The organism is Oenococcus kitaharae DSM 17330, from assembly GCF_000241055.1.
In the GTDB taxonomy this organism is placed as follows: domain Bacteria; phylum Bacillota; class Bacilli; order Lactobacillales; family Lactobacillaceae; genus Oenococcus; species Oenococcus kitaharae.
Window position 1 is genome coordinate 89,242 of sequence record NZ_CM001398.1, and the last position, 23,729, is coordinate 112,970.

Annotated in this window: 25 protein-coding genes; 6 read left to right on the plus strand and 19 right to left on the minus strand. The window is 45.8% G+C overall.

The features are described 5' to 3' along the window. Nucleotides 1-108 precede the first annotated feature (108 nt). The 3 genes from OKIT_RS00420 to OKIT_RS00430 all read right to left on the minus strand — a co-directional run bounded on the left by OKIT_RS00420 (nt 109) and on the right by OKIT_RS00430 (nt 2,855). Nucleotides 109-1,347: an ABC transporter permease gene (locus tag OKIT_RS00420; RefSeq protein WP_007744329.1), complete on the minus strand. Its 1,239-nt coding sequence runs from the start codon at nt 1,345-1,347 to the stop codon at nt 109-111. Beyond that, entirely contained in the window at nt 1,340-2,269 is a 930-nt protein-coding gene (locus OKIT_RS00425; protein ID WP_007744330.1) for an ABC transporter ATP-binding protein, read from the minus strand. The genes OKIT_RS00420 and OKIT_RS00425 overlap by 8 nt, the downstream gene beginning before the upstream one ends. Nucleotides 2,270-2,351: 82 nt before the next feature. After that, complete coding sequence (locus tag OKIT_RS00430; RefSeq protein ID WP_241778145.1) at nt 2,352-2,855, minus strand: hypothetical protein; 504 nt, start codon at nt 2,853-2,855, stop codon at nt 2,352-2,354. A gap of 92 nt (nt 2,856-2,947) precedes the next feature. On the opposite strand from OKIT_RS00430, the gene OKIT_RS00435 reads away from it, so the two are divergent. Together OKIT_RS00435 and OKIT_RS00440 are read left to right on the plus strand one after the other, a co-directional pair. Beyond that, nucleotides 2,948-4,351, plus strand: coding sequence for an MFS transporter (locus OKIT_RS00435; RefSeq protein ID WP_036593906.1), 1,404 nt, complete (start codon nt 2,948-2,950; stop codon nt 4,349-4,351). A gap of 32 nt (nt 4,352-4,383) precedes the next feature. Continuing rightward, nucleotides 4,384-5,061 (plus strand): DUF6198 family protein, encoded by a 678-nt coding sequence (locus OKIT_RS00440; RefSeq protein ID WP_007744333.1) that lies wholly within the window; start codon nt 4,384-4,386, stop codon nt 5,059-5,061. A 56-nt stretch (nt 5,062-5,117) separates the two neighbouring features. Here the strand turns inward: OKIT_RS00440 and msrA are convergent, their stop codons facing one another. The 6 genes from msrA to purR form a co-directional block, all read right to left on the minus strand. Then, a complete protein-coding gene (gene msrA / locus OKIT_RS00445; RefSeq protein ID WP_007744334.1) occupies nt 5,118-5,660 on the minus strand; it encodes a peptide-methionine (S)-S-oxide reductase MsrA in 543 nt (180 codons plus the stop codon). 10 nt (nt 5,661-5,670) lie between these two features. Further along, nucleotides 5,671-6,504: an energy-coupling factor transporter transmembrane component T family protein gene (locus OKIT_RS00450; RefSeq protein ID WP_007744335.1), complete on the minus strand. Its 834-nt coding sequence runs from the start codon at nt 6,502-6,504 to the stop codon at nt 5,671-5,673. Beyond that, nucleotides 6,497-8,188 (minus strand): ABC transporter ATP-binding protein, encoded by a 1,692-nt coding sequence (locus OKIT_RS00455; RefSeq protein ID WP_007744336.1) that lies wholly within the window; start codon nt 8,186-8,188, stop codon nt 6,497-6,499. The genes OKIT_RS00450 and OKIT_RS00455 overlap by 8 nt, the downstream gene beginning before the upstream one ends. A 3-nt stretch (nt 8,189-8,191) precedes the next feature. Continuing rightward, nucleotides 8,192-8,761, minus strand: a complete 570-nt coding sequence (locus OKIT_RS00460) for an ECF-type riboflavin transporter substrate-binding protein (RefSeq protein ID WP_036593654.1) — start codon at nt 8,759-8,761, stop codon at nt 8,192-8,194. A gap of 99 nt (nt 8,762-8,860) precedes the next feature. Then, nucleotides 8,861-10,150, minus strand: coding sequence for a bifunctional UDP-N-acetylglucosamine diphosphorylase/glucosamine-1-phosphate N-acetyltransferase GlmU (locus OKIT_RS00465; RefSeq protein ID WP_007744345.1), 1,290 nt, complete (start codon nt 10,148-10,150; stop codon nt 8,861-8,863). Next, complete coding sequence (gene purR, locus OKIT_RS00470) at nt 10,137-10,991, minus strand: pur operon repressor (protein WP_007744347.1); 855 nt, start codon at nt 10,989-10,991, stop codon at nt 10,137-10,139. Before purR ends, OKIT_RS00465 begins: the two co-directional genes overlap by 14 nt. 103 nt (nt 10,992-11,094) lie before the next feature. Here purR and OKIT_RS00475 point away from each other — a divergent pair, with 103 nt between their 5' ends. Beyond that, nucleotides 11,095-12,474: an aspartate kinase gene (locus OKIT_RS00475; RefSeq protein WP_007744348.1), complete on the plus strand. Its 1,380-nt coding sequence runs from the start codon at nt 11,095-11,097 to the stop codon at nt 12,472-12,474. Here the strand turns inward: OKIT_RS00475 and thrC are convergent. Next, nucleotides 12,471-13,934 carry a threonine synthase gene (gene thrC, locus OKIT_RS00480; protein WP_007744356.1) on the minus strand — a complete coding sequence of 488 codons (1,464 nt, stop codon included), beginning with the start codon at nt 13,932-13,934 and terminating at the stop codon, nt 12,471-12,473. The genes OKIT_RS00475 and thrC overlap by 4 nt on opposite strands. 54 nt (nt 13,935-13,988) lie before the next feature. Between thrC and OKIT_RS00485 the strand changes: the two genes are divergently transcribed. Beyond that, nucleotides 13,989-15,290: a homoserine dehydrogenase gene (locus tag OKIT_RS00485; RefSeq protein ID WP_007744359.1), complete on the plus strand. Its 1,302-nt coding sequence runs from the start codon at nt 13,989-13,991 to the stop codon at nt 15,288-15,290. Further along, entirely contained in the window at nt 15,283-16,176 is an 894-nt protein-coding gene (gene thrB, locus OKIT_RS00490) for a homoserine kinase (RefSeq protein WP_007744361.1), read from the plus strand. Before OKIT_RS00485 ends, thrB begins: the two co-directional genes overlap by 8 nt. 32 nt (nt 16,177-16,208) lie before the next feature. On the opposite strand, the gene OKIT_RS00495 is transcribed toward thrB, so the two are convergent. The 6 genes from OKIT_RS00495 to OKIT_RS00520 form a co-directional block, all read right to left on the minus strand. After that, nucleotides 16,209-16,460 carry a Veg family protein gene (locus tag OKIT_RS00495; protein WP_007744363.1) on the minus strand — a complete coding sequence of 84 codons (252 nt, stop codon included), beginning with the start codon at nt 16,458-16,460 and terminating at the stop codon, nt 16,209-16,211. A gap of 70 nt (nt 16,461-16,530) precedes the next feature. Next, nucleotides 16,531-17,409 (minus strand): 16S rRNA (adenine(1518)-N(6)/adenine(1519)-N(6))-dimethyltransferase RsmA, encoded by an 879-nt coding sequence (gene rsmA, locus OKIT_RS00500; protein ID WP_007744366.1) that lies wholly within the window; start codon nt 17,407-17,409, stop codon nt 16,531-16,533. Further along, nucleotides 17,402-17,962, minus strand: a complete 561-nt coding sequence (gene rnmV, locus OKIT_RS00505) for a ribonuclease M5 (protein WP_007744367.1) — start codon at nt 17,960-17,962, stop codon at nt 17,402-17,404. Before rnmV ends, rsmA begins: the two co-directional genes overlap by 8 nt. Then, on the minus strand, nt 17,947-18,747 hold the full coding sequence (locus OKIT_RS00510) for a TatD family hydrolase (protein ID WP_007744369.1): 801 nt from the start codon (nt 18,745-18,747) through the stop codon (nt 17,947-17,949). Before OKIT_RS00510 ends, rnmV begins: the two co-directional genes overlap by 16 nt. 23 nt (nt 18,748-18,770) lie before the next feature. Then, on the minus strand, nt 18,771-19,709 hold the full coding sequence (locus OKIT_RS00515; RefSeq protein WP_148126071.1) for an L-lactate dehydrogenase: 939 nt from the start codon (nt 19,707-19,709) through the stop codon (nt 18,771-18,773). Continuing rightward, nucleotides 19,709-20,560 (minus strand): aldo/keto reductase, encoded by an 852-nt coding sequence (locus OKIT_RS00520; protein ID WP_007744372.1) that lies wholly within the window; start codon nt 20,558-20,560, stop codon nt 19,709-19,711. The genes OKIT_RS00515 and OKIT_RS00520 overlap by 1 nt, the downstream gene beginning before the upstream one ends. A gap of 53 nt (nt 20,561-20,613) precedes the next feature. On the opposite strand from OKIT_RS00520, the gene msrB reads away from it, so the two are divergent. Next, nucleotides 20,614-21,057 (plus strand): peptide-methionine (R)-S-oxide reductase MsrB, encoded by a 444-nt coding sequence (gene msrB, locus OKIT_RS00525; RefSeq protein ID WP_007744373.1) that lies wholly within the window; start codon nt 20,614-20,616, stop codon nt 21,055-21,057. Here msrB and OKIT_RS00530 read toward each other — a convergent pair. From OKIT_RS00530 to cysS, 3 genes are read right to left on the minus strand one after another with little or no spacing between them, the layout of a single operon-like run. Next, nucleotides 21,042-21,317: a hypothetical protein gene (locus tag OKIT_RS00530; protein ID WP_241778146.1), complete on the minus strand. Its 276-nt coding sequence runs from the start codon at nt 21,315-21,317 to the stop codon at nt 21,042-21,044. The genes msrB and OKIT_RS00530 overlap by 16 nt on opposite strands. 27 nt (nt 21,318-21,344) lie before the next feature. Further along, nucleotides 21,345-22,205, minus strand: coding sequence for an HAD-IIB family hydrolase (locus OKIT_RS00535; protein WP_007744377.1), 861 nt, complete (start codon nt 22,203-22,205; stop codon nt 21,345-21,347). After that, nucleotides 22,202-23,608: a cysteine--tRNA ligase gene (gene cysS / locus OKIT_RS00540; protein WP_007744378.1), complete on the minus strand. Its 1,407-nt coding sequence runs from the start codon at nt 23,606-23,608 to the stop codon at nt 22,202-22,204. The genes OKIT_RS00535 and cysS overlap by 4 nt, the downstream gene beginning before the upstream one ends. Nucleotides 23,609-23,729: the final 121 nt, after the last annotated feature.

Genomic DNA, 23,729 nt, shown 5'->3' on the forward strand with positions numbered 1-23,729 from the left:
TCCTAGGCGGCGGCGGAAATGCGTTCCTTGAGATTAAACTCAGCCGTCCGTGTTAGAAACGCGCCGTAGCAAACGTTTCCTCGACTCATCGCATCGAATAATAGTATATCACACACGACGCTTTTTGAACGCACGCAGTAACTTGGCCAGCGGTTTGCCATCATCATAATTCAGCGCATTGCGTGCATAAATACCAGATGCAAAACGCAGCATAATGGCAATCGTGATTACTTCCAAGCCGAAGGCGACCAGGCCATCCAAAGTTGTGGCCGAACCGACTGACATTCTAACCGGCATCACCGATTGGCTGAAGAAAGGAACGAAAGAAATAATTTTAAAAATTGGCGTGTTGGCTGCGGCCAAAGCTGCATAACCCAGGAAATAAGGCACAATCGCCACCCACATGACCGTCGAAGTCGATTGCGGTACATCTTCTTGGCGGCTGACCATTGAAGCAAAGACAGCTGCCAAAATAATATAGATGACAATAGCTCCGATCGTAATCAAAGAAGTCGAGATGATATAGCCGCTTCCCAGCTGCGACCAATCGATTAGATTGAGAAAACGTGCATAGCCGAATGGTCCAGCTAGCATAACGGCAATCACAGCTAAGATGGCATAGAAAATCAACTGGAAAATAAATAGCGAGACAATTGCAATCACCTTGCCGGCAAAATGCTGACGGGCAGGAACGGCCGCCAAGATACTGTCGAGGATCCGTGACCCTTTTTCCGTCCCCACTTCACTACCAGTCATCTGGACATAGACGGTCAGGAAGATGAAGATCGCGACCAAGGCAAACTGAGCAAAAGCATAACGCACGCCGCGATTTGTATTATCGTTGCTGGTACCGCCGTTTGTCACAGAAACATAACGGCTGTTAATCACGGCCGGGCTGGACAAGGAACTAACTTGCTCCGCTGTCAAATTCAAGCTGCTGATAGCAGATTGCACTTTCAGATTCGTGATCGCCTGACGGACCGTGTCGGCATCAATGGTGGCATCGGATTTATTGTTCGATACCAAAGTTGCCTTGGCATAGTCGCTGGAAACTGTCAGATAAGCATCAATGTGTTCTTTGGAGAGGCTTTTTCTTGCTTGAGCAGCTGTGTCCTGACGACGGACATCAGCCTGCCCTTTCAGTGAGGCTCTGATTGCCTGCACCTGCTGTCTGTTAGCGACAACGCCTAATGATGGCTTGTTATCAGAAATCGAATTCGTGACCAAAGCCGCAATACCGATACCGACAAGAATGAAAATAAAGGGCGACAGCAGCATCCAATAATAGGCCGGGCTTTTCAGATTTTTGAGAAAAACGTGTTTGGCTACAATCCAGGTCTTATTCATGAGTAAGTTCCTCCTTTTCGGCCTCGTCAATGGCATCCTGACCGATTTTCATCTTGAAAATTTGTTCCAAAGTTGGCGGTTGTTGATCAAACGCTGTGATATAGCCGTTTTTAGTCGCCAGCTCAAAGACTTGGCGTCCGACTTTTGGATCCGATAAAGTCACCTGCAGGCCGCCGGCATAATCCTCGACACTGACAACGCCTGGAATTGCAGATAGCTCGGCTTTTGTTGCAGGCGATTCCAAATAAATCATGGTCCGGCCAAAGGACTGGCGGACTTGACCGGTCTCACCATTTAAGACAACGTGGCCGCGATTAAGCATAATCACATCGTCAGCGATCGCCGAGACATTATTCATGTCATGTGATGAGTAAATAATCGCGGCGCCATTCTTTTTCTGTTCAACAATAATATCCAATAAAATCTGCGCGTTGACCGGATCCAAACCGCTGAACGGTTCGTCTAAAATAATTAATTTTGGTTCATGAATCAAGGCTGTGATCAGCTGGACTTTTTGCTGATTTCCTTTTGACAGCTTTTTGACTTTATCAGTCAGCTTGCCTTTAACATCAAATTTATCCATCCACTGCTGCATTTTCGGCCGGATTTCCTGGCGCGATTTACCATGCAGTTCAGCAAAGTAAAGAATCTGTTCGCCGATTTTCACATCCGGGTACAAGCCGCGTTCTTCCGGCAGAAAGCCAATCTCATTCATGACCTGGCTGTCAATTTTGCGGCCGTTCCAGGTAATCTGGCCGGAATCCGCTTCGATAAAGTTCAGGATCATCTTAAAGGTCGTGGATTTCCCAGCGCCGTTTTGACCGATTAATCCTAGAATCCGGCCATCGGCCAGTTCCCAAGACTCGTCGACAACCGCGCGAAGATCCCCGAAGGTCTTGCTGATATTTTCGAGTTTTAACATATCGCTCCTCTGAAACAAGTTTGATATCATAATAATAGCATATTAATACCACTGCTTGCTTTAAAAGCGCCAAAGAAAAAAGTCACTTTTTCGTGGCTTTTTTTCTTGTTGTTTTCTTGGCTGCGGCCTTTTTTGGTTTAGTTTCAGCTGCAGTATCTTTCTCTTCTTCTTTGGGCACTGGCGCAACCCAATTCTTTTCGATCTCAAAAAATGCCTCGATCTGATCGTTTAATTGGGTTAGATCATCCAATTGGACAATTTTCATTTTGGAATTGCTGATTTTCTCCGATTCGAATATCAAGTAGGTATGAACTGGAAGCTGAGCATCAGGATGGATCAGCTTGCGATATTCATTTTTATATCTCAAAGGCAGGATATAAGGTGCCAGCTCTAAAGAAATTGTCTGTCCGCCGCCTTCGACGCCACCGGCGATTTGTACTTCGCTGCGGTTAATCTGTGTGGGATCAAAGTTGCCTTCTAATGTATCAGCGACAGCTTGTGTATATTTGTCAGCTGGAAAGGAAGTCACGGCATAGTTTTGGCCGTCAATCAAATCCAGTATTGTTTGTCCTAAAATTTCAGTCATCTGCTCCATTCTAACAAAATGTTAGAATGACACTTGTGCAAAAGACAAAATCATCAAGTTCAGACCATTTGGATAAAGATCATATTCTGATTATGATCGCATTAGGCATTTTCACTTTTATGAGCGTTCTGGACGGCTCAATTGTGAATATTGCCCTGCCCTCAATCTCAAAAGATCTGGCCATTCCGCTAAACCAGGCAACTTGGACTGTGATTGTTTATTTAATCGTGATCTCGGGTCTATTGCTGCTGTTCGGCCGTATGGGAGATGTTTTTGGTAAAATCAAAATCTTTAAAATCGGTACGATCATCTTCACAATTGGTTCCTTTTTAGCCGGCATTTCCCGTTTCGGCCTCTACTTCTTGCTAGCAGCGCGTGTCGTACAAGCTGTGGGCGCTTCAATGACCATGTCGACAAGCTTTGGAATCACGACCTCTAATTTCCCAGCCAGCATGCGGGCACGAGCCATGTCTGTGATCGGGATGTTCGTCTCCTTGGGCGCAATTGCCGGTCCAGCTATCGGTGGCGCCATCCTGAGTATCTTCAATTGGACTTTCATTTTTTGGGTAAACGTGCCGATCGGTTTGATCGCCATCGTGATCGGTATCAAATATTTTCCGCAAGATACGATTGCCCAGCCCAACGAAAAAATCGACTACAGTGGTTCAACACTTTTCTTCTCCTTTGTCGCTGTTTTCTTCTTAGCGATTAATGCCGCCGAGGTAGTTGGTTTCCAAGATATTTGGGTCATCATCGGCTTGGTCGTGGCCCTTTTGCTTTTAGCAGCCTTCATCAAAGTCGAGAATTTAATCAAGTTTCCAATGATCAAACTCGAAATTTTCAAAAACCAGCTTTATTCCATTTCTTTGACAACGGCTTTTCTCGTCTTTGCGGTGAACTCCTATACAAATATCCTGATGCCCTTTTATTTGCAGGATCTTCGCGGCCTGACACCGGGTCAATCCGGCCTGATTTTAATGGCCTTTCCGATTGCCAATTTTATTTTTTCGCCGATTTCCGGATGGGCCGGCGACAAATTTGATAAAGAACTGATTACATTAATCGGTTTAGCCGGACTAATGCTCAGCCAGGTTGGCTACTTATTGATCAACGGCGGCTCACCCTATCTATTAATTATCCTGACCTTGATTGCAAACGGGACTTCGGCCGCCATCTTCCAGTCACCTAATAACGCTTTGACAATGAGTACAGTTCCCAAGCCTTTGTTAGGCATTGCCGGATCTGTCACCGCTTTAGCCAGAAATATTGGTTTTATTGTCGGCAATACATTTGCCACAACCATGCTGTTTCTCGGTATGAGTCATCTGGACGGACGACGTGTTTTAAATTATCTGCCTGCGCATCCTGATTATTTTCTGCAAGCCATGCACTGGAGCTTTATATTCGCCGCAGTCTTGGCTTTGGTAGCTTTTGTCCTGACCCTGTACCGCATGCTGAAACGACAAGTTCTCCAAAAATATATTGCTAAAAATTAACATTTTCACCCTTAGCATGCTTTAATGGAAACATGTATTATTCAAACGGGGAGTATTTTGAACTGACATTCAAACAAAAACTCTCGTATTTCTTTATCTCACTGGTCATTATTTCTTTGGGAAACGGCTTATCAATTGCTGCTGCCATGGGGGCAGCCCCTTGGTCGGCCTCTGCTGTTAATCTAGCCAATGTCACGCATCTGCCTACGATGCTTTTTTTAGCTATTGAGGCGATATTGGCGGCCGTTGTCAATCTTTTTTTGGTTGAGCATATCAATTGGCAAAGGACTTGCGGCAATATCATTTTTGGTCTGCTGTTCAGTCTGTTTGTGGCGGAATTTGCCAATCTGTTTCGTCCCTTATTTGTCGGTCTGGCCACCATTCCTAAAGTGATCATCGATCTGTTCGGTATTTGGTGCATCGGCATCGGCATTTCTGTGATTCAGCGCGCTAATTTCGTACTTCATCCCTTGGATAACTTGACAAACGTGGCCCGTTTTAAATTCTTCCATGGGTCGGCGCCATTAGGCCAATTATCCAATTTCGTGATCGCCGTCAGCATCTCGCTGGTTTGCTGGGCAATGTCGGGCCAGCTGCTGAGCTATGGTATCGGCACAGCCTACTGTTTCTTCCTGCAAGGCAATAATATTGCTTGGGGAGACCGGCACCTGTTCAAGCATCTTTTACATATTGATCCGACCAAAATATAAAAAAAGCTTCAGGCAATTTAACGCCTGAAGCTTTTTTTATTGGAAACAGCATCAGCTTAATCAGCACTTTTGCTGGTGTCCCAATGTTGTTTGATGAAATGGTCACGCTGCATATCCTGTAACGCCATGCGTGCTTGATGGTATTTGTAAAAATCTTGATGATAATCTTCAGCATCCCAGAAAGTCTGGGCATCTTCAATTGTTGTCACGATCGGGTCATCGCCAAATGTCCCTGAAGCAGCTAATTGTTTTTTAGAAGCCTCAGCAATTTGGCGCTGTTCTGGTGAATTGACAAAGATGACCGGTCGATAATTATCGCCGCGATCTTGGAATTGGCCACCCGCATCCGTGGGATCAGTCACTTGCCAATAAAGTTCGACCAGTTTTTCATAAGACATTTTTGCTGGATCGAACCAGATTTTAACTGCTTCGGTATGACCGGTCGTGTGTGACGAGACCTGCTCATAAGTGGGGTTGTCGACATGGCCGCCTGTATAGCCGGAACGCACTTTGATAATACCAGGAAGTGAATCAAAGGGTTCGACCATGCACCAGAAACAACCGCCGGCAAAGATAGCCGTTTGAATTTCGTCTGTCATAGAGCCTCCTTCAATGGAACGGATTCCAAAATCGTCCGCCATTGACAATTATCAGGATAAACCCAAAAATCACAATTAACAAGACAAACGACAAGACGGCCCAGTCGAGTGCTTTCAGTTTCTCAGAGAAATACCAGCTGCGTCTCTTTTTGGCACCAAAACGGCGTAGTTCCATAGCTTGGCTGACAGATTCAATCCGATCAATCGAGCTTAACAATAAGGGCACAAGAATGGCCGAAGCACCCTTCAAGCGTTTGAAAAATGGTGCTTTTTTAGAAATCTCGTTACCCTTGGCCTGCTGGGACAAGCTGATCTGGTGATATTCGCGTGTCACATCAGGAATATAACGCAAGGCCAACGAGACCGAATAACTGATTTTATAAGGAACACCGATGCGATTTAAGCTGGCAGCAAATTCAGATGGATTGGTCGTCAGCAGAAAAATCAAAGCCAGTGGAACAGCTACGATATATTCCAGGCCGATGTTGACCAAATACAACAATTCCTGCTGTGTCAAAGCGAAATAGCCGCTGCCCAATAAAATATCTTTGGATTGATAAATCTGACTGCCATAATTTGGCGCAAGGACATAAATCATGACCAGATTAATAGCCATAAACACAAGCACCAGCTTCATCAAAGCGGCCACTTCTGACATTTTCACGCGACTGATTTTCAGCAAAATCAAAGATAGAATCACAAGAAAAATCAGAAAACGTGTGTCTAAAACGATCATGGCAATGCCAGACAGCAGCACAAAACCCAGCAGTTTACTGGCACCGCTGCAACGATCCAGCCAAGTTCCACGATTTTTATAAGCCAAGCTAAAAGAATTATCAGCCACGAGTCATCTCCTCTTGTACCAGCCTTTTAGATAAAGCAACAGCATCTAGACCAGTCGATTCAGCTAAATCGTAAAGACTGGTCGGAGCAAGCGAGGCGCGTTTTAATAGGGCCGGATCATTGAGCAGTTCGGCCGGTGCCATGTCAGCAATCACCTGTCCGTCTACGAGTGCAATGGCACGATCTGTGTATTCCAGCATCAGGTGCATGTCGTGTGTGATCACAATGATCGAACAATCTTGTGTGCGATTCAGTTCTGCCACAAAATTCATCAGTGATCGGTAGTTGAGATAGTCCTGTCCAGCAGTCGGTTCGTCTAATATGAGCACTCTCGGCGCAAGTACCAGCACTGAAGCAATTGTGACACGCTTTTTCTGGCCAAAGCTCAAAGCTGAAATCGGCCAATGACGCATATTATCCAAGCCGGCTACTTCCAGCATGGTCCGTGTCTTAGCCTGGATCTGGTCATCAGACAGGCCACGCAATTTTAGCCCGTAAGCCACTTCATCGTAAACGATATTCTGGCTGATCATCTGATTTGGATCTTGAAGCACGTAGCCAATTTTATCGGCCCGTTCTTTGACTGACTGGCCATCTAGGGGCTGGTTATCAAACAAAATCCGGCCGCTATCAGGCTTCAAAAAGCCGGTCACAAGATTGGAAAATGTCGATTTGCCTGACCCGTTTTTCCCAACGATGGCGGTCATCTGCCCAGCAGGAAATGTCAGGTTCAAATCAGAAAACACAGCCTGTTTCGGGTAAGCAAAAGATAAATGCTGAATGGATAGAATAGGCTCCCTGGATTTTTTAGTCTTGTCGGGCTGTTTTTTCTCAAGCCAGACACTCAGCTGACGCTTGATTGCCTGGTGATCCAGTGAGGCTAAATCCGTAATATGTGCGATTTTGTTTAAATCCACGCCGGCATCGCGCATGGCTGTGATATATAAAGGTTCACGAAGGCCGGCCGAAATGACTGCAGCACTTGTTAAGACACGATCGGGTATATCATTTGCAATAATTTTGCCATGATCAATCACTAAAAGCTTGTCTGCTTGAATCCTCAAGGCTTCTTCCAAACGGTGTTCAATAATAATCACAGTCAAGCCGAGCTTCTTTTGCAGATCGGCAATCAATTGAATCGCCAAACGGCCGGAAGCCGGATCTAAATTAGCCAGTGGTTCATCAAACAGCAAAATTTTACTGTCGGAACTTAAAACACCGGCCATGCTGACACGTTGTTTTTGACCGCCAGAAAGTTCTTGAGGTGAATGTTTCTTCAGGGCTTCTAAATTTAATTCTTTTAACCAGTTCTCTGTTTGCGCAAGTAATTGGCTATGTTCTGTATTCTCATTCTCTAAAAGAAAAGCGGCGTCTTCAGCTACGGTCATGCCGACAAATTGGGCGTCCGTATCCTGCAGGACAGTACCGACTTCAAAAGAGAGCTGAAAAATATCCATTTTGGCAGCATCTTTGCCATTAATCAGAATACTGCCTGAATACTCACCAGGGACACTTTGCGGAATCAGGCCGTTAATCAAGTGGCCAATCGTTGTCTTGCCAGATCCTGAGGGGCCGGCGATAATGATTTTTTGCCCATAATCAAAAGCAAAGCTAACATTATGCAATGTAGCTTGGCTCTGAACACGATATTTAAAATTAACCTTTTGAAATTCGATCGCTGGCATGAATTATTTTTCAGACTTTAATGATCCGGTGCGAGTTCTCGTACGGCTGTATGCAACAAGCAGGATGCTTCCTACAATTGCAATGCCGACCATATTACCGATTCCGGCCCAAAAACCCTGAAGAAATACTTTAGCTGCTGGCTGGCGATAGACAACAATATCACCCAAAGGTGCAATCACAAACCAAGCAATCACGTTGGCAATCACCTGCCAGATATTGAAAAACCACAATTTTTTACTGGTCAATGTCTCTGTATCCAGCTTTAAATAGCGTTTTGCCAATCCAAGCAGCAGGCCCAAAACACCATCAGCAAAGACCCAAGTCCACCAGACGCCCCACCCGGCAACTGTGTCATTTAAGGCGTGACCGATAAATCCGACAAACAAACCGACAATCGGACCAAAAATAGCGCCGATCAAAGCCAGCCATGGCTCTGCTAAGTTAATCGTCGTATTTGCGACCGGCGTTGGAATAGCAACGAAACGCATCAAAACGAAAAAAACAGCAGTTCCGATACCAATAGCAACGACATCCCTGACGCTGATCCAACTCTTCTTCTTATCCTGCATCATCAATCTCCATTTTTAAAAATTATTGCACAAACAAATCTACCGACATAGCTTAGTAGACTGAATTAATATAAAACACATTGAAGCTGACTGCAAACCTATTCAGCTTTCGTCTGGTGCCTGGTTCTCCTGGCGTTTTTTCTCTCGATAAGCCTGGGCAAAATCTTCATGCGGCAAACGGTCCCAGAATTCCGGCTTATTCGTCTGACGCTGACGTGCAATCCCCATCGCGTGCTCGGCAACATCAGCTGTAATCGTCGATCCGGCTGCCGTAATTGCTTCTCTAGCGATGTCGACCGGCGCAATCAGTTTTGTATTGCTGCCGATAAAAGCATGGTCGCCGACCTTGGTAATGTGCTTATTTTTGCCATCGTAATTGACGAAAATCGTCCCTGCACCAATATTGACAGATTCGCCAATTCGAGCATCCCCGACATAGGTCAAATGGCCGATATGCGTATGGGCACCGATTTCAGCATTTTTTGTCTCGACAAAATTACCAATATGGACATCCGTACCTGTAACTGTCTTTTCACGCAAATGGGCATAGGGGCCAATTTCATTATCAGCACCAATCACAGAATCACGCTCAATCACGGTACCGGGTTTGATAACAGTGCCGGCACCGACGACGACATTGGCATCGATATAGGTGCTTTGCGGGTCAATCATCGAGACGCCATTGGCCATTAACTGTTCGTTGATGCGTTTGCGAGCCAGTTGATTAGCATCCGCCAATTGTTTTTGGTCATTAACGCCTAATAAATCGCGCCAGTCGTCTGCTTGAACAATTCGGGCACCAGGCAGCGCATCAGTCAGATAAAATTCTTTTTGCGCATTATTAGCTGTGACTTGTGAAATGGTGCGTTTAATATATTCTGTCCGAAAAAGATAAATGCCGGAATTGATCAGCTGAATTTGACGCTGGTCATCAGTGGCGTCTTTTTCTTCGACGATTTGTTCAACGACATTGCGTTGTCCAACAGGAATAATCCGGCCGTAACCAAAAGGATGCTTCAAAATTGTCGTCAAAACAGCCGCATCGAAGCCCTCGCCTTTTGCAACCAAATCAGCTAAAACATCACCTGTTACCAGCGGCATGTCACCGTTAATCACGAGAATTTTTTCGGCATCAACTTTAGAAAAAGCTGCCTGCAAAGCATCAGCAGACCCTAATTGCTGGGCTTGAACAACTGTCTCGTCAACATAAGATGCAAAATCTTCGCTCGCGGATTGAACCGCAATAATTTTATGCGGCTCAATTTTTCTCACAGCGCGGCAGACCCACTCTAAAATCGGCAGACCGGCAACCTCATGCAGCGGCTTGGGAAAATTATCTTTCATCCTGCTGCCCTTACCGGCCGCAAGAATGACTACATCAATTTCGGACACTTCGGTTTTCCCTTCCTCGGAATATATTTTCCTTGTAGTTGCCAATCTGCACTTTGATCACTTCACCGGAATCCAGATTTGTATCAACGTGCAAAAGCGACGTAAAATCATCTACCTGCCGCTGGCGGGCACGCCCTTCAGCAAACACAGCTACACCTTTAACGTGAGAATCGAATTCTTTAGCCAAGGTCTTCATGCCGTTGATCGTACCACCGGCTTTCATGAAGTCATCGACAATTAAGATATTTAATCCTGTCGGCAGGCTGCGGCGGGACAATTCCATTTTTTCAACATGTTTGGAAGAACCGGTCAGATAATTAACTGAAACAGTTGGGCCTTCGGTCACTTTATTTTCTCCGGAACGGACGATCACAAAAGGTACATTCAATTGAGCCGCAACAGCGGCTGCCATCGGAACACCCTTGGTCGCAGCTGTCATAACGGCTTGAATATCCATATCCAGATATTCGGTGGCAATAATGCGGCCGACTTGGCGCAAAATAGCCGGCTGACCTAAAAGATCAGACAAATAGACGTAGCCGCCTGGCAGAACACGGGTCTCATCGTTAACTTGTTTTAACATGTCGTTAACAAATTCGTCAGCTTCTCGCTCCAGAATATAAGGATAGAATTTAGCACCGCCAGCTGCACCAGGAATTGTCTCTAACAAGCCAACACCGCGCTCTTTCAGTGTTTTTTTTAAAATAGTCAAATCTTCGGAAATTGATGACTTAGCCGAAGAAAAACGATTGGCAAAAAAAGTCAGCGGGACCAATGTCCGCGGCCTTTCCATTAGATAACGGGTCATATCAACTAAACGTTCAGCTCGAGGTGTTTTCATAAATCTCCTTTCGCTAATATTCTACTAAAAAAAAATATAATTAACAGCAGATTCCGAACATTCGTCATTTCAAGCCGTCGGTTTTTCGGTTAGAATAAGGCTTATGAAAATCGTGAAATTTGGCGGAAGTTCTCTTGCAAACGGCGATCAAATCTTAAAAGTCATCAAGATTGTCAAAAGCGATCCGGCTCGGCGTGTCATTGTGGTTTCAGCTCCCGGAAAACGTTTTAGTGGTGATAGGAAAATTACGGATCTGCTTTTGGACTTGGCGCAAGCCGTCTTAAATCGGGAAGACCCGCAGGATATCTATGACAGTATTTTCCAACGCTATACCCAAATCGCGGCTTTTTTCCAATTGGATCCAGAAATTCTAACAGAATTGAAAACACATTTGTTCCAAATTACCCAAGCATCCTACCCTTCTGACGTTTTCTGCCAAGCTGCTTTATCAGCACAGGGCGAATATATGTCAGCCCGTTTAATCACGGCCGTCTTCAATCAAGTCGGACTAAAAGCGCGTATGCTGACACCCATGGCTATCGGGATGACTGTTTCCAAAGAAGCCAGAAATGCCCAGATTCTGCCGGCTTCCTATGCCAAAATCGCTCAGACAAAAATCGCTGACGACGAAATTATTATCTTCCCCGGCTTTTTTGGTATTACCAAAGACGGCTTGATCAACACTTTTTCTCGCGGCGGTTCTGATATTACGGGCGCAATTTTGGCTCGCGGGCTGGATGCCGATCTCTATGAAAACTTCACGGACGTCGATTCAATTTACGCGGTCAATCCAAAACTCGTCGACAATCCAGCACCGATTCATGAGATGACTTTTAGCGAGATGCGTGAGCTCAGTTATGCAGGTTTTGCCGTTTTCCACGATGAAGCTATTCTGCCGGCCATCGAAGGCAATATTCCGATTAATGTGAAAAACACGAACCATCCCGAAGCGGCCGGTACCATGATCGTCCCGCGCGCCAGGCTGACACACAAAAATAAAATCACAGGTATTGCCAGCGCCAATCATTTCCAGGCCATATACATCCATCGTTACCTGATTAATCGCCAAGTTGGTTTTACAGCAAGTATTTTAAAGATTCTCGCCGATCTGAATATCTCATATGAGCACATGCCCTCAGGAATTGACGACATCACGATTATTTTTGATAAAAAACAGCTTACAGGCGGCCGCAAAGAAAAACTGACACAGCGGATTCAAGAAGAAATTCAGCCCGACGCATTGGAATGGAAAAACGATTATGCGATTATCATGGTTGTCGGTGAGGGCTTGATTAATCGTGTCGGGGCTATGTCAGACGTCGTCGACCCTATGCGCGATGCCGGCGTCTCCTTGACCATGGTCAATCAGGGTGCTTCGGAAATTTCGATTATGCTGGGCGTCAAGCCTGAAGACGAGGCCAAAGCTGTCCGGGCCATTTATGACGCACACTTTGAAAACGGCCATGCAAAAAAAGAAGATTAAAGGCCAAGGCTGGCTTTTAAATCTTCTCCTAATTGATCAATTGTTAATTGTTCGTGAAAACGGACTTTTTTTGTAAACAAGTCTGCGATCGCAGCCGGCACAGGCAGCTTGGCAATTTGCGCGACTTGTTTGAGATTCGCGGCCGGATCATCAGCCGGCTTTTGGCCTAGTGCCGATAGGACAATTTCTGCAAACTTGAAAGGACTGGCCGTTGAAACAATTAATTGCTGCCGCTGAGTCGTAAACTGCTGATTTGCGTAAACAGCCACGGCCGTATGCGGATCCAATAAATAATCATGATCCCTGAAAGTCTCTTTGATCGTCTGGCTGGTCTGGTCAACATCAGCAAAAGCTGCGTTAAAAGACTGCTGCAGCAAGTCAAGGGTTTTGTCGTCGACTGTAAAGGTTTGCTTGTCAGCTAAATCGGCCATCCAGTGACGCGTCTTTTCAGCACCCGCAACATCAAAAAGCAGACGTTCCAGGTTGCTGGAGAGCAGAATATCCATGGCCGGGCTGGTCGTGACATGAAAATCGCGTTTGGCATTGTAAATTCCGCTGGCAAAAAAATCTGTCAGAACATGATTGGCATTGGAAGCGACTGTTAATTTGCCTAATGGCAAACCAAGCTTTTTAGCCCAGTAAGCCGCTAGAATATCACCAAAATTACCAGTTGGTACGGTCACGTCCAGTTTTTCACCAGACTTGAGACGACCGGATTTGAGCAGCTGCGCATAGGCATAGATATAGTAAATAACCTGTGCGACTAAGCGGCCAATGTTAATCGAATTGGCCGAAGAAAAACGCAAGCCGGCCGTCTGCATCTGTTTGGCCAATTCAGGATCCGCCAGCAGTTTTTTAACAACACGCTGAGCATCGTCAAAATTGCCTTCAACCGCCACAACATGCGCATTTTGACCTGGCGTTGTCGTCATTTGCTGACGCTGCAAAGCCGAGACGCCAACTGATGGATAGTAAACAACAATCTGTGTCTGGCCGATATCGCTAAATCCTTGCAAGGCTGCACCGCCCGTGTCCCCAGAAGTGGCCGTCAGAATAACCAAAACATCCTTTTGGCCGGTCTTTTTAACAGCCGCCGTCAATAAATAAGGCAGCAGCGATAAAGCCATATCCTTAAAAGCCAGTGTTGGACCGTGAAAAAGCTCTAGAAGCTGCCGTTTGCCATCTAAGGCATGGACTTTGACGATCTCCGGCCTATCGAATTGTGCATAGGCTTGATGCAGAAAATCCGCTAGCTCTCCTTGGCTGAATTCGTCAAAAAAGGTCGAGAGAACCAGCTGCCCAATTTGAAAATAATCGGCTTTTGCCAACTGGTCCCAATTAAAATCAATCTTCGGGAAAGCTTGCGGCACATATAGGCCGCCGTCCGGCGCCAAACCGTTTATCAGCGCCTGCAGGCCGCTGACGGCCGGCGCATTGCCACGCGTACTTTGAAATTTCATATAACCTCTGCGGTCATAATAGCAGAAAGGCGGATTTCGTGTTAGCATTTGTTCATGAAAAGTTATCGAATCGGTATTTTTGGTCTTGGCACTGTCGCTACAGGTGTTGTCAAAATCCTGCGCGAACAGGCCAAGACTTACGCCAAACGTTTTAACGTCGCTTTTGAAGTCGTCCAGGTCGTCGTCAGGGATACTGAAAAGTTGCGCGATCCCAAAACACAAGATCTCCCGATTTCCGATGACCCGAAAAGTATTTTGGAGAATCCTCATATCGACATCGTGATCGAACTGATCGGCGGTGTTAAGATCGCCAAGCACATCATCGAGCAGGCCTTAAAAGCCGGCAAACACGTAATTACAGCTAATAAGGATCTAATTGCTGCAGACGGCAGGCGTTTAGCAAAATTAGCTGAAGAAAATCAGGTTGGCCTTTATTATGAAGCGGCAGTCGCAGGCGGTATTCCGATTCTTCGGGCCTTATCGACCAGCCTCTCTCCGGACGAAATCCAGCAGATCAACGGTATTATGAACGGTACTTCGAATTTTATCCTGACACAAATGCGCCAGCACAAACTCTCATATGAAGACGCTTTAAAACTGGCTCAGGACAAGGGTTTTGCCGAGGCTGACCCGACCAATGATGTTCAAGGTATTGATGCAGCCTATAAATTACGCATCTTAACTGATTTTGCATTCGGCAAACAGGTCTCGCAAAACGATATCCAAATGACCGGTATTTCGACGATCACACAAACTGATTTAAAAGATGTCTCTGATCTCGGTTATGAAATCAAATTATTAGCGACTGTTAGCAAATCAGCAGCTAATAAATTGCAATTGTCCGTTGCACCAACACTGATGCCTAAAGACCACCCGCTGGCTTCTGTACAGAATGAGAACAATGCTATTTTCGTCAACAGCCGCTATTCCGGCGGTTTGATGTTTTACGGCCCTGGTGCCGGCGAATACGCAACGGCTAATTCCGTCGTCGCTGACTTATTAGCTCTGGTTACAGGATCGGCCGCACCGGCAAAATTTAATACACATCCCAGCAGTTCCTTGGCACTAGCAGGACCAAAGGATCGCATTGCCAGCCGTTATATGGTCTTTAAAGTCGCTGACCGGCCCGGCATTATCCATAAACTATCAGCTTTCTTTTTAATGAGCAACATTAATTTTAGAAACATTCGCCAGTATGATCCAGTTGATGACAGTACCCGCGTCGTGATTATTACCTATCCAGCTTCCGATGCTCAATTAAATCCAGTCAAGACGACAATCCGCCAGGCACGCGGCGTCAGTTTTATCCATGAATATAAATTGCTGGTCGAGCCAAAGGAAAACAGCCATGACTAAAATTATCGTACCAGCAACCAGCGCTAATATGGGACCAGGCTTTGATTCGCTGGGCCTAGCCGTCAATCTGTATTTGACAGTGACAATTGTCGGCCCCAGCAGCCAATGGCTGGTGCACCACCCCTTCGGCCCCGATGTTCCCAGCGATGAAAAAAATATGATCGTCTTATCAGCATTGACTGTCGATCACGATATTGAACCGCAAGAGCTGCGGATTGAATCAGACATTCCTTTGGCACGCGGCCTGGGATCATCCTCTTCAGCCATCATCGCCGGCCTCCTATTAGGCAACGAATTATCATCCACAGTCACATTAAGCAGCGAAACAATTTTCCAGCGTGCTGCTCAAATCGAAGGCCATCCTGATAACGTCGCTCCAGCAGTCTTTGGCGGTATTGTTGTTGCTGGGCCCAATCCAGCTAAGCCGAAAACTTTTTTGCACTACCAAGTTCAATTGCCTGCTGATTATCTGCCAATTGTTGTGATCCCTGATCGGCAATTAGCAACAAGCACATCACGTGATGTGCTGCCCGACCAGACTGACCGTCGTCAATCAGTGCAAAGCAGCGCACAAAGCAATATTCTTGTGGCATCACTTTTCAATAACGACTGGGCTAACACGGTACACTTGTTAGAGACAGACCGTTTTCATGAGCCTTATCGTTTAAAACTCGTTCCGGAACTGACAGAAGTTCGTCGCATCGCACATGACTTGGGCTTATCCGGCAGCTATTTGTCTGGCGCTGGTACGACCGTCATGACAATCGTCAAAAAAGATCAAGCAGGCAACCTGCTTGATCAATTAAAAAAATCCGAAAAATTAAAGGGTGCCCAAATTCAAGCTTTATCTTTTGATGCCAAAGGGGCACGGGTTATTAGAGATTAAAAAAAGATCCTCATGATGAGGATCTTTTTAAATCACGCGCTTTTAACCTCGCGGCCAAAGTTAATATCAATATTCTTCGTTAAAATATCTGTATAGCTATAAGAAACACGCTCGAACGTTCCTTCGGCCTTATCCAATTGCACAACGAACAGTGACGGATAAGTCTCCAATAAAACACCTTTGCGAGTCGTGGTCTTTTTGCGACCAGCCTGAGCGATTACCGTGATTTGACTACCGATTTTTGAATCAAGATCGTCTTTGATATTCTGCAGTACTTCTGGCATATAACCTCCTCGCGTTTTTACACTCTTACTATTTTAGCAGATATGGGTAAAATTTACAAGTGTTTGACAATTAGCGAGCAGAAATTACGGCGTTTTTGCGCAGATTCAACAGTAATTGTTCGTAATTTTCTAGGGTTAAACGCTCACCGCGAATCGAAAGATTAAAGCCGCTGTCAGTCAGAGATTGTTCAATCCGAGCACGATTTTCATCTGTTTTGCCGTAGCGGAAAAGCAGGTTGTTGACCAGAGATTTGCGCCGATGAGCGAAGGCGGCTTTAATCAAAGAAAAGAGCTCTTTTTCATAGGGAAAGGCTTTAAAACCGGCCTTGGGCGTCAGCATTACGACTGCAGAATCGACATTTGGCGAAGGCATGAAGGCTGACCGGGGTACTTGCAGCCGGATGGTCACGTCCGTACGATATTGGATAGCCAGACTTAATTCCCCGTATTCTTTGCTGCCGACTTGTGCCTGCAGGCGTGCGGCCACCTCTTTTTGCATCATGACCGTAATTGATTTAAATGCCAATTTTTCACCCAAGAGGTAAAAAAGAATCGGCGTTGTGATGTAATAAGGCAGGTTGGCGACAATTTTTAAGGATTTTGCGTCATGAAAAACAGAAAAATCAGCCTTCAAAATGTCCTGATTGATCACTTTGACATTGTCGTACGGCGCTAAAGTCTCCGCCAAGACAGGAATCAGTTTTTTATCAATTTCGTAGGCAACGACCTGCCCGGCTGCTTTAGCTAATTGCTCAGTCAACGAACCAATACCAGGGCCGATTTCCAAAACTGTATCATCCTGATTAATTGCTGCTAATTCAGCAATTTGACGCAGAACGTTTAAATCGATTAAAAAATTCTGTCCAAAACGTTTGCTGGCACGCAGATGATATTTATTCAAGATACCGGCAGTCCGTGCGGGACTGCCTATTTCTGGTCCTTCAATCAAAATTTTCTACCGCTTCTTTCAATTCTTTTTTTGTGATGCCAAACATATTCAGGCGTTTTAAAAGCTGTTTACCGTTGGTTTGGCCCAGATGCAGCTTGTCTGTTAATTTGCTGCGGCGAACTGCCGAATCCTGTCGATCAATCAGGCCCAAGCCGCTTAAATCTGCGCGCGTGATTTCTGGGCTGCTCTCTATTGCAGGCTGCTGGACATATTGTGCCAGTAATTTGCGTAGAATGGCCGGATCGGCATGCTCAACACCTAAAGAGCCTTTATGATGGGGCCGGCCTTCTGACTTTTGCAAGAAAGCCTGTCTGATTGTCGGCACCCGCTGACTGACGATTTTTCTAATCCGCTCTCCTTGGAAATCGGGATCCGTTAATAGAATCAATTCATGCTGCTGACTGGCTTGGTCAATCATAGCCAGCACAGCCGGACTGATTTTTGACCCACCCGTCTCAATTGTCTGGACTTGATTGCCAAAAGCCAAACGAAGCCTGGCTGTATCGTCTTTGCCCTCGACAATAAAGATCGTGCTTTTTACTTTTTCGGCCATAGACGATGCCCGTTTCTCATCGTAATTTGGGCTAATTCATCACGATCAATGCCTAAAATAGCAGCCAGGCCGTCAACGACAAATTTCGTCCAAGCCGGTTCATTGGTCTTGCCACGATGAGGAACCGGCGCCAGATAAGGCGCATCTGTCTCGACTAAAAGCCGGTCCAAAGGCACGACTTTAGCCGCTTCATGAATTTCTTTGGCATTTTTAAAAGTGACCATGCCGGAAAAACTAATATAACCGCCCAAATTAACCAGCTTCTCTGCCTGATGCCAATCACCGGCAAAAGAATGCATTTCGAATTTTTTGATGCCTTGTTCCTGCAAAATACGGTAGATATCATCAAAAGAATCGCGCATATGAATTGTGACCGGGAGATCAAATTCAGTGGCCAATTGTAAATGTTTTTCAAAAGCAGCCAATTGTGTCTGACGGTCAAATCCTTTAAAATGCCAATCCAAGCCCGTCTCGCCAACGCCGATCACAGCCGGATCAGATAACTGCTGGCGTAAAGGTTCTTGGGCAGCAGCATCAAATCCGCCCGTATCTTCAGGCTGAAAACCAACAATTGCCCGCACACCCTCATCAGCAAAATCATGGGCAATCTGAATCGCACGCAAATTAGCTTGAGCGTCATAACCGACCACATTCATTTCCATTACACGAAATTCGTGTGCACGGCCAACATAAGCCGCCACATCGTGATATAAAGCATCATCATTTAAATGCGTATGGGTATCGTAAACATCCCCAGGAATTTTAGTCGGATCGTAAATAGTCATGTTTCCAGTATAAAAGAAAAAGGCTATCTAGTTGAGCCTAATACCTGTGCAGTCTTATCTTTAATAAAGTCAGCTGACCGCTCCAGTTTCTCTTTTTCCTCGTCAGTCAGTGCCAAAGCCAACTGCTTAACAATTCCCTGCTTGCCGATGATTGCCGGATAGCCTAAATAAGAATCCAAAGGTGCGTAATAATTTGAAACTGGCAGCTCCTCATGAGCATCTTCGATGATCGCTTTTAACAATCTGCTGGCGGCGGCTGCGATTCCGAAATTCGTATAACGTTTGCCAAAGAAAACTGTATGACCGCCCATTTTAGCATCGTGATCAATTTGATCCAAATCCAGCTGCGTCTTAGATTCTGCCAACAATTCTTGAATCGGGCGGCCTAAGACACGCACAGTCGACCAAGCGACAAATTGCGAATTGCCATGCTCGCCCAAGCTGTAACCATCAACGCTGCGCGGATCAATATCCAAAGCGGCGGCTGTCGCGCGTTTCATACGAGAAGAATCCAGCAGCGTGCCGGTTCCTAGAACGCGATTTCGATCAAAGCCGGTCAAGCGCTGAAATAACGATGCGATCACGTCGCAAGGATTGGAAATCACGACCAAAACACCATGAAAACCGCTAGCCTTTAATTGCGGTGCACTCTCCTCGACATATTTTTTTGTAAAAGGCAGCTCAGCAAAACGATCCGTCGGCGTCTTCCAAGCCTCAGCTATATTGCCAAAAGCGCTGACAACAATATCAGCATCCTTCAAGTCTGCATATCCGCCAGCAAAAACACGCGTATGAGAAGCTAAATTAGCCTGCATATCCTGTAAATCCATGACATCAGCGGCCACTTTATCAGCTTTCGGATCAATTAAGACTAGTTCGGAAGCCAAACCCAATGTGACGATCTGCTGGGCTAAAGTCGAGCCGACATGCCCACTGCCTAAAATCCCAATTTTCGTCATGATCAGCCCTGAGTCCTATTGTGAGAGTGCATCGGAGCCGCATCAGCAGAAGCGTTTAAAACGGCCATATCTGCGTCTGAAATCTGAAAATCAAGCTGGCTGTCTTCTTCAATATGCTGCCGGCTGCGTGCTTTTGGCAAGGTGACCGTGCCATTTTGCAGAGTGAAACGCAGTGCTAACTGCGGCACGCTGACCTGATACTTGTCAGCTAATTGCTGCACAGACGGCGTGTTTAAAATATCGCCCGTAGCCAATGGCGAATAGGCTTCGATACGAATGTCGTTTTCCTTAGCAAAAGCCGAAATTTTCGGCTCGGTAAAACCAATATAATACTGAATCTGATTGACTACCGGCTTAATTTCAGCAATATTCAAAATGTTTGTCATATCATGGACATCGAAATTAGACAGGCCGATCGAACGAATCCGGCCGGAACGCTGCAATTCTTCCAGCGTTTTCCAGGTCTCTGTATTCTCACTGTCAAAGTGGCGACGGCCGGCTTGCGACCAAGGCCAAGGGCCGTGAATCAAATACAAGTCGATATAATCAAGATTTAAAGCTGTCATTGAGCGGTCAAAATCGGCCAGAATGGCATCACGTGTCTTATCGCCGGCTGGTAATTTGGTCGTCACCCAAAGATCTTCTCTTTTAACATCAGAATCCGCAATCGCTTGGCCAACAGAATGTTCGTTGCCGTAAGCACGGGCCGTGTCGATATGGCGATACCCTGTTTGCAAAGCTAAACTGACTGCATCATAAGCCGTCTTGCCCTCAGCTGTCTGCCAAGTGCCAAAACCGATTTTTGGAATCTTAGTTCCGTTATTTAAAGTATACGTATCTGTTAAAACTGACATCGCTGCCTCCTACTAATGAACATTATCCTGCTTCAAAGTGAGAAAATTAAGGTATGGCAGAAAAAGATTTATCACGTTTAACTAAAGAACAATTTAATGTCACACAAAAAGGCGCTACTGAACGCCCTTTTAGTGGAAAATATGATAATTTTTACGAAGCTGGTATCTATGTAGACGTCGTCGATGGCACACCGCTGTTTTCCAGCCAGGATAAATATGATGCCGAATGCGGTTGGCCAAGTTTTACTAAGCCGATTGCCGACCCGAATATCGTCGAAAAGACCGACGCCTCTTTTGGTATGACACGCACGGAAGTCAGAAGTAAGGCCGCCAACAGCCACTTGGGCCACGTCTTTGACGACGGTCCCTTAGACAGCGGCGGATTGCGCTTTTGCATCAATTCAGCTGCCTTGCGCTTTGTCCCGCTGGCTGATTTAAAGACCGAAGGCTACGGCGATTACGCTAAACTGTTCGACAAGCATCAAGCGCAGTCGTAACTGGGTTTTTCGCCTTCGTAAACATCAAGAATTTTACCAGACGGATCGACCGTGATTTCATCATACTGCCCGAATAATTCCTCATAATCCGGATTGATAGGCAGATCTTGAAGTTCCTTTTCATTGGCCGTTGGGCCGGAAATAATTAGATGCTGCGGATCAATTTGGTTCAGCAGCTCTTTTTTTTGAAAAATACCGTAATCACTCATTTTCAAATGTCCTTGAATCATTTCGTACACCCCGCTTTCTATGTTAAACATTCGCGAAAATTTTGCATTGCACCGCGTTTAACGACTTAAAATTGCTAAAATCGTGTCCAGCACGCCGTCATGATTGTTATCAGCAGCTGTCAAACGGCTCTTGTCAAAATACTGCTTCAATTCCGCTTGCGAGTTGGGCATGATATAGGGTTGGCCGACATATTGGAGCATCTCCAAATCATTCAGCCCGTCGCCGAAGGCTGCCATCTGGCCAGCCGGAATTTTCAAGTCATTGGCCAGCCTTTGCAGCCCAGTCGCTTTATCAGCACCGGCATTGACAATATCGATCGCGCCAAAACCCGACGTCGGCGTACGCAGGCCGGTTAACAGCGGATCATTTTCCAGCATGTCTAAAAACTGCTGGCCGGAATCCTGTTTCCAGTTGAGTGAAATTTTATCAATCGGGATCGTAATCTGGTAAAAAGAATCAATTGCCTGCCAATTAGGATAAAAATCGCTGATTGTTCCAGCGAAAAAAATCTGTGTCTTGGGATTTTGGACCGATTCCTGCCAATCAGGTGCAAAAGAACTGCCCTCTCCGGCAAACACAGCCGAAGTCGGTTTCGTGTCCAAAACCTGCAGCAAATCATAAATTCGCCTGACTTTTATCGGATTAATGACAGATTGATGCAGACGTTGATGACCCTTTTGAATGTAAGCACCGTTTTCTGCAACCATGGAAATCACATCCCCTTGCGGATCAAAGGGCGAAAAGAATTTGTTGATGCGCATGGCTTGATTGCCCGTTGCCAGCACGAAATGCTTCTTTTGCTGGCGCAGCAAGTCGACGACCTGTTTCATTTTTTTCTGATTGAAGTGATTGTGGCTGTCTAACAGCGTCCCATCCATATCACTGGCAAATAAGCGAATCGTTCCTGTCTCTGTCATGCTTTCTCCGTGTGCTGGCCATCGGGTAAATCCTTGACTAGATAACCTAAGGCGTGAATCTGATCGCGCAAACGATCAGAAGCGGCCCAATCTTTGTCAATGCGAGCCTGTTTGCGAGCCGCCAATAATTGTGACACATTATCAGGCAGCGGACGAGCGGCAGCATTGGCTTGCAAATCAATCCCAAAGACGCCCATCAATTGGGACAGTATGGCGAGAATGGCATCAGCAGAATCTTGTTTGGATCGACCGCTGTCAGCATAGGAATTAGCTAGCTTTACGAGCTCAAAAACGGCTGACAGAGCGTTAGCAACATTAAAATCATCATCCATAGCTGTGACGAAATTCTTTTCAATCACGGCCAAATTATCTGTAATCTCAGCATCGGCACCAACTGTTTTGCTGGCATGGGCCAGACGCTGATAAGCTTGGCGGATGCGGTCCAATTCAACTTTGGCACGATCCAATTCATCAGCTGAATAATTGATCGGACGGCGATAATGTGTGGCTGACATGAAATAGCGAATCACCTGCGGGTCATCATAGGAAGCCAAAAGATCATGCACAGTCGTAAAGTTGCCCAGCGACTTGCTCATTTTTTCGTTGTTCACATTGACAAAGCCGTTATGCAGCCAGTAATGAACAAATGTCTTGCCCGTATGTGCTTCGGATTGAGCGATTTCATCTGTATGGTGCGGGAAAACTAAATCAATGCCGCCACCGTGAATATCAATCGTATCGCCAAGATACTTGGTCGACATGACTGAGCATTCAATATGCCAGCCTGGACGCCCCTGCCCCCACGGAGACTGCCATTTAATCACATGGCGCGGCTCGTTTTTCCAAAGAGCAAAATCCAGCGGATCCTCTTTTAAAGCCAAAGCACCGTCATCCAGACGGCCTGAAGCACCTGTTTCCAAATCATCGAGGCTTTCATGTACCAAAGCCGTGTAATTCTTGGCCTTTCGGACACGAAAATAGACATCCCCAGATGATTCGTAGGCATAACCTTTATCAATCAAATCAGCGATGAAAGCGATAATGTCATCAATGACGTCAGTGGCTTTAGTCCGCGTTGTGGCCGGCAGAATATTAAGCGGCTTGGTATCGGCGTAAAAGGCCTTGATGTATTTATCGGCGATTTCCTTTTCGCTGACACCCTCTTCTTGGGCGCGATTAATGATTTTATCGTCAACATCCGTAAAATTCGAGACAAAGTTCACCTGATAACCCCGATAAATCAGGTAACGGCGGATTGTATCAAAAGCAATCGACGAACGCGCGTTTCCCACGTGAATATAGTTGTAAACAGTCGGCCCGCAGACATACATGGTTACTTTTCCGGCTTGGATGGGCTTGAAGACTTCTTTGCTTGCACTTGCGGTGTTGTAAACTTTCAGCATAATTCTATTTTACCTATCTCTGTCAATTCGAACATCGAAGCGCATTCAATTCTATTTATTTATTCGTCTGATTGAAAATAGTTGGCTGCGGCCGAATTGAATTCATGAGCATTCCTGCACT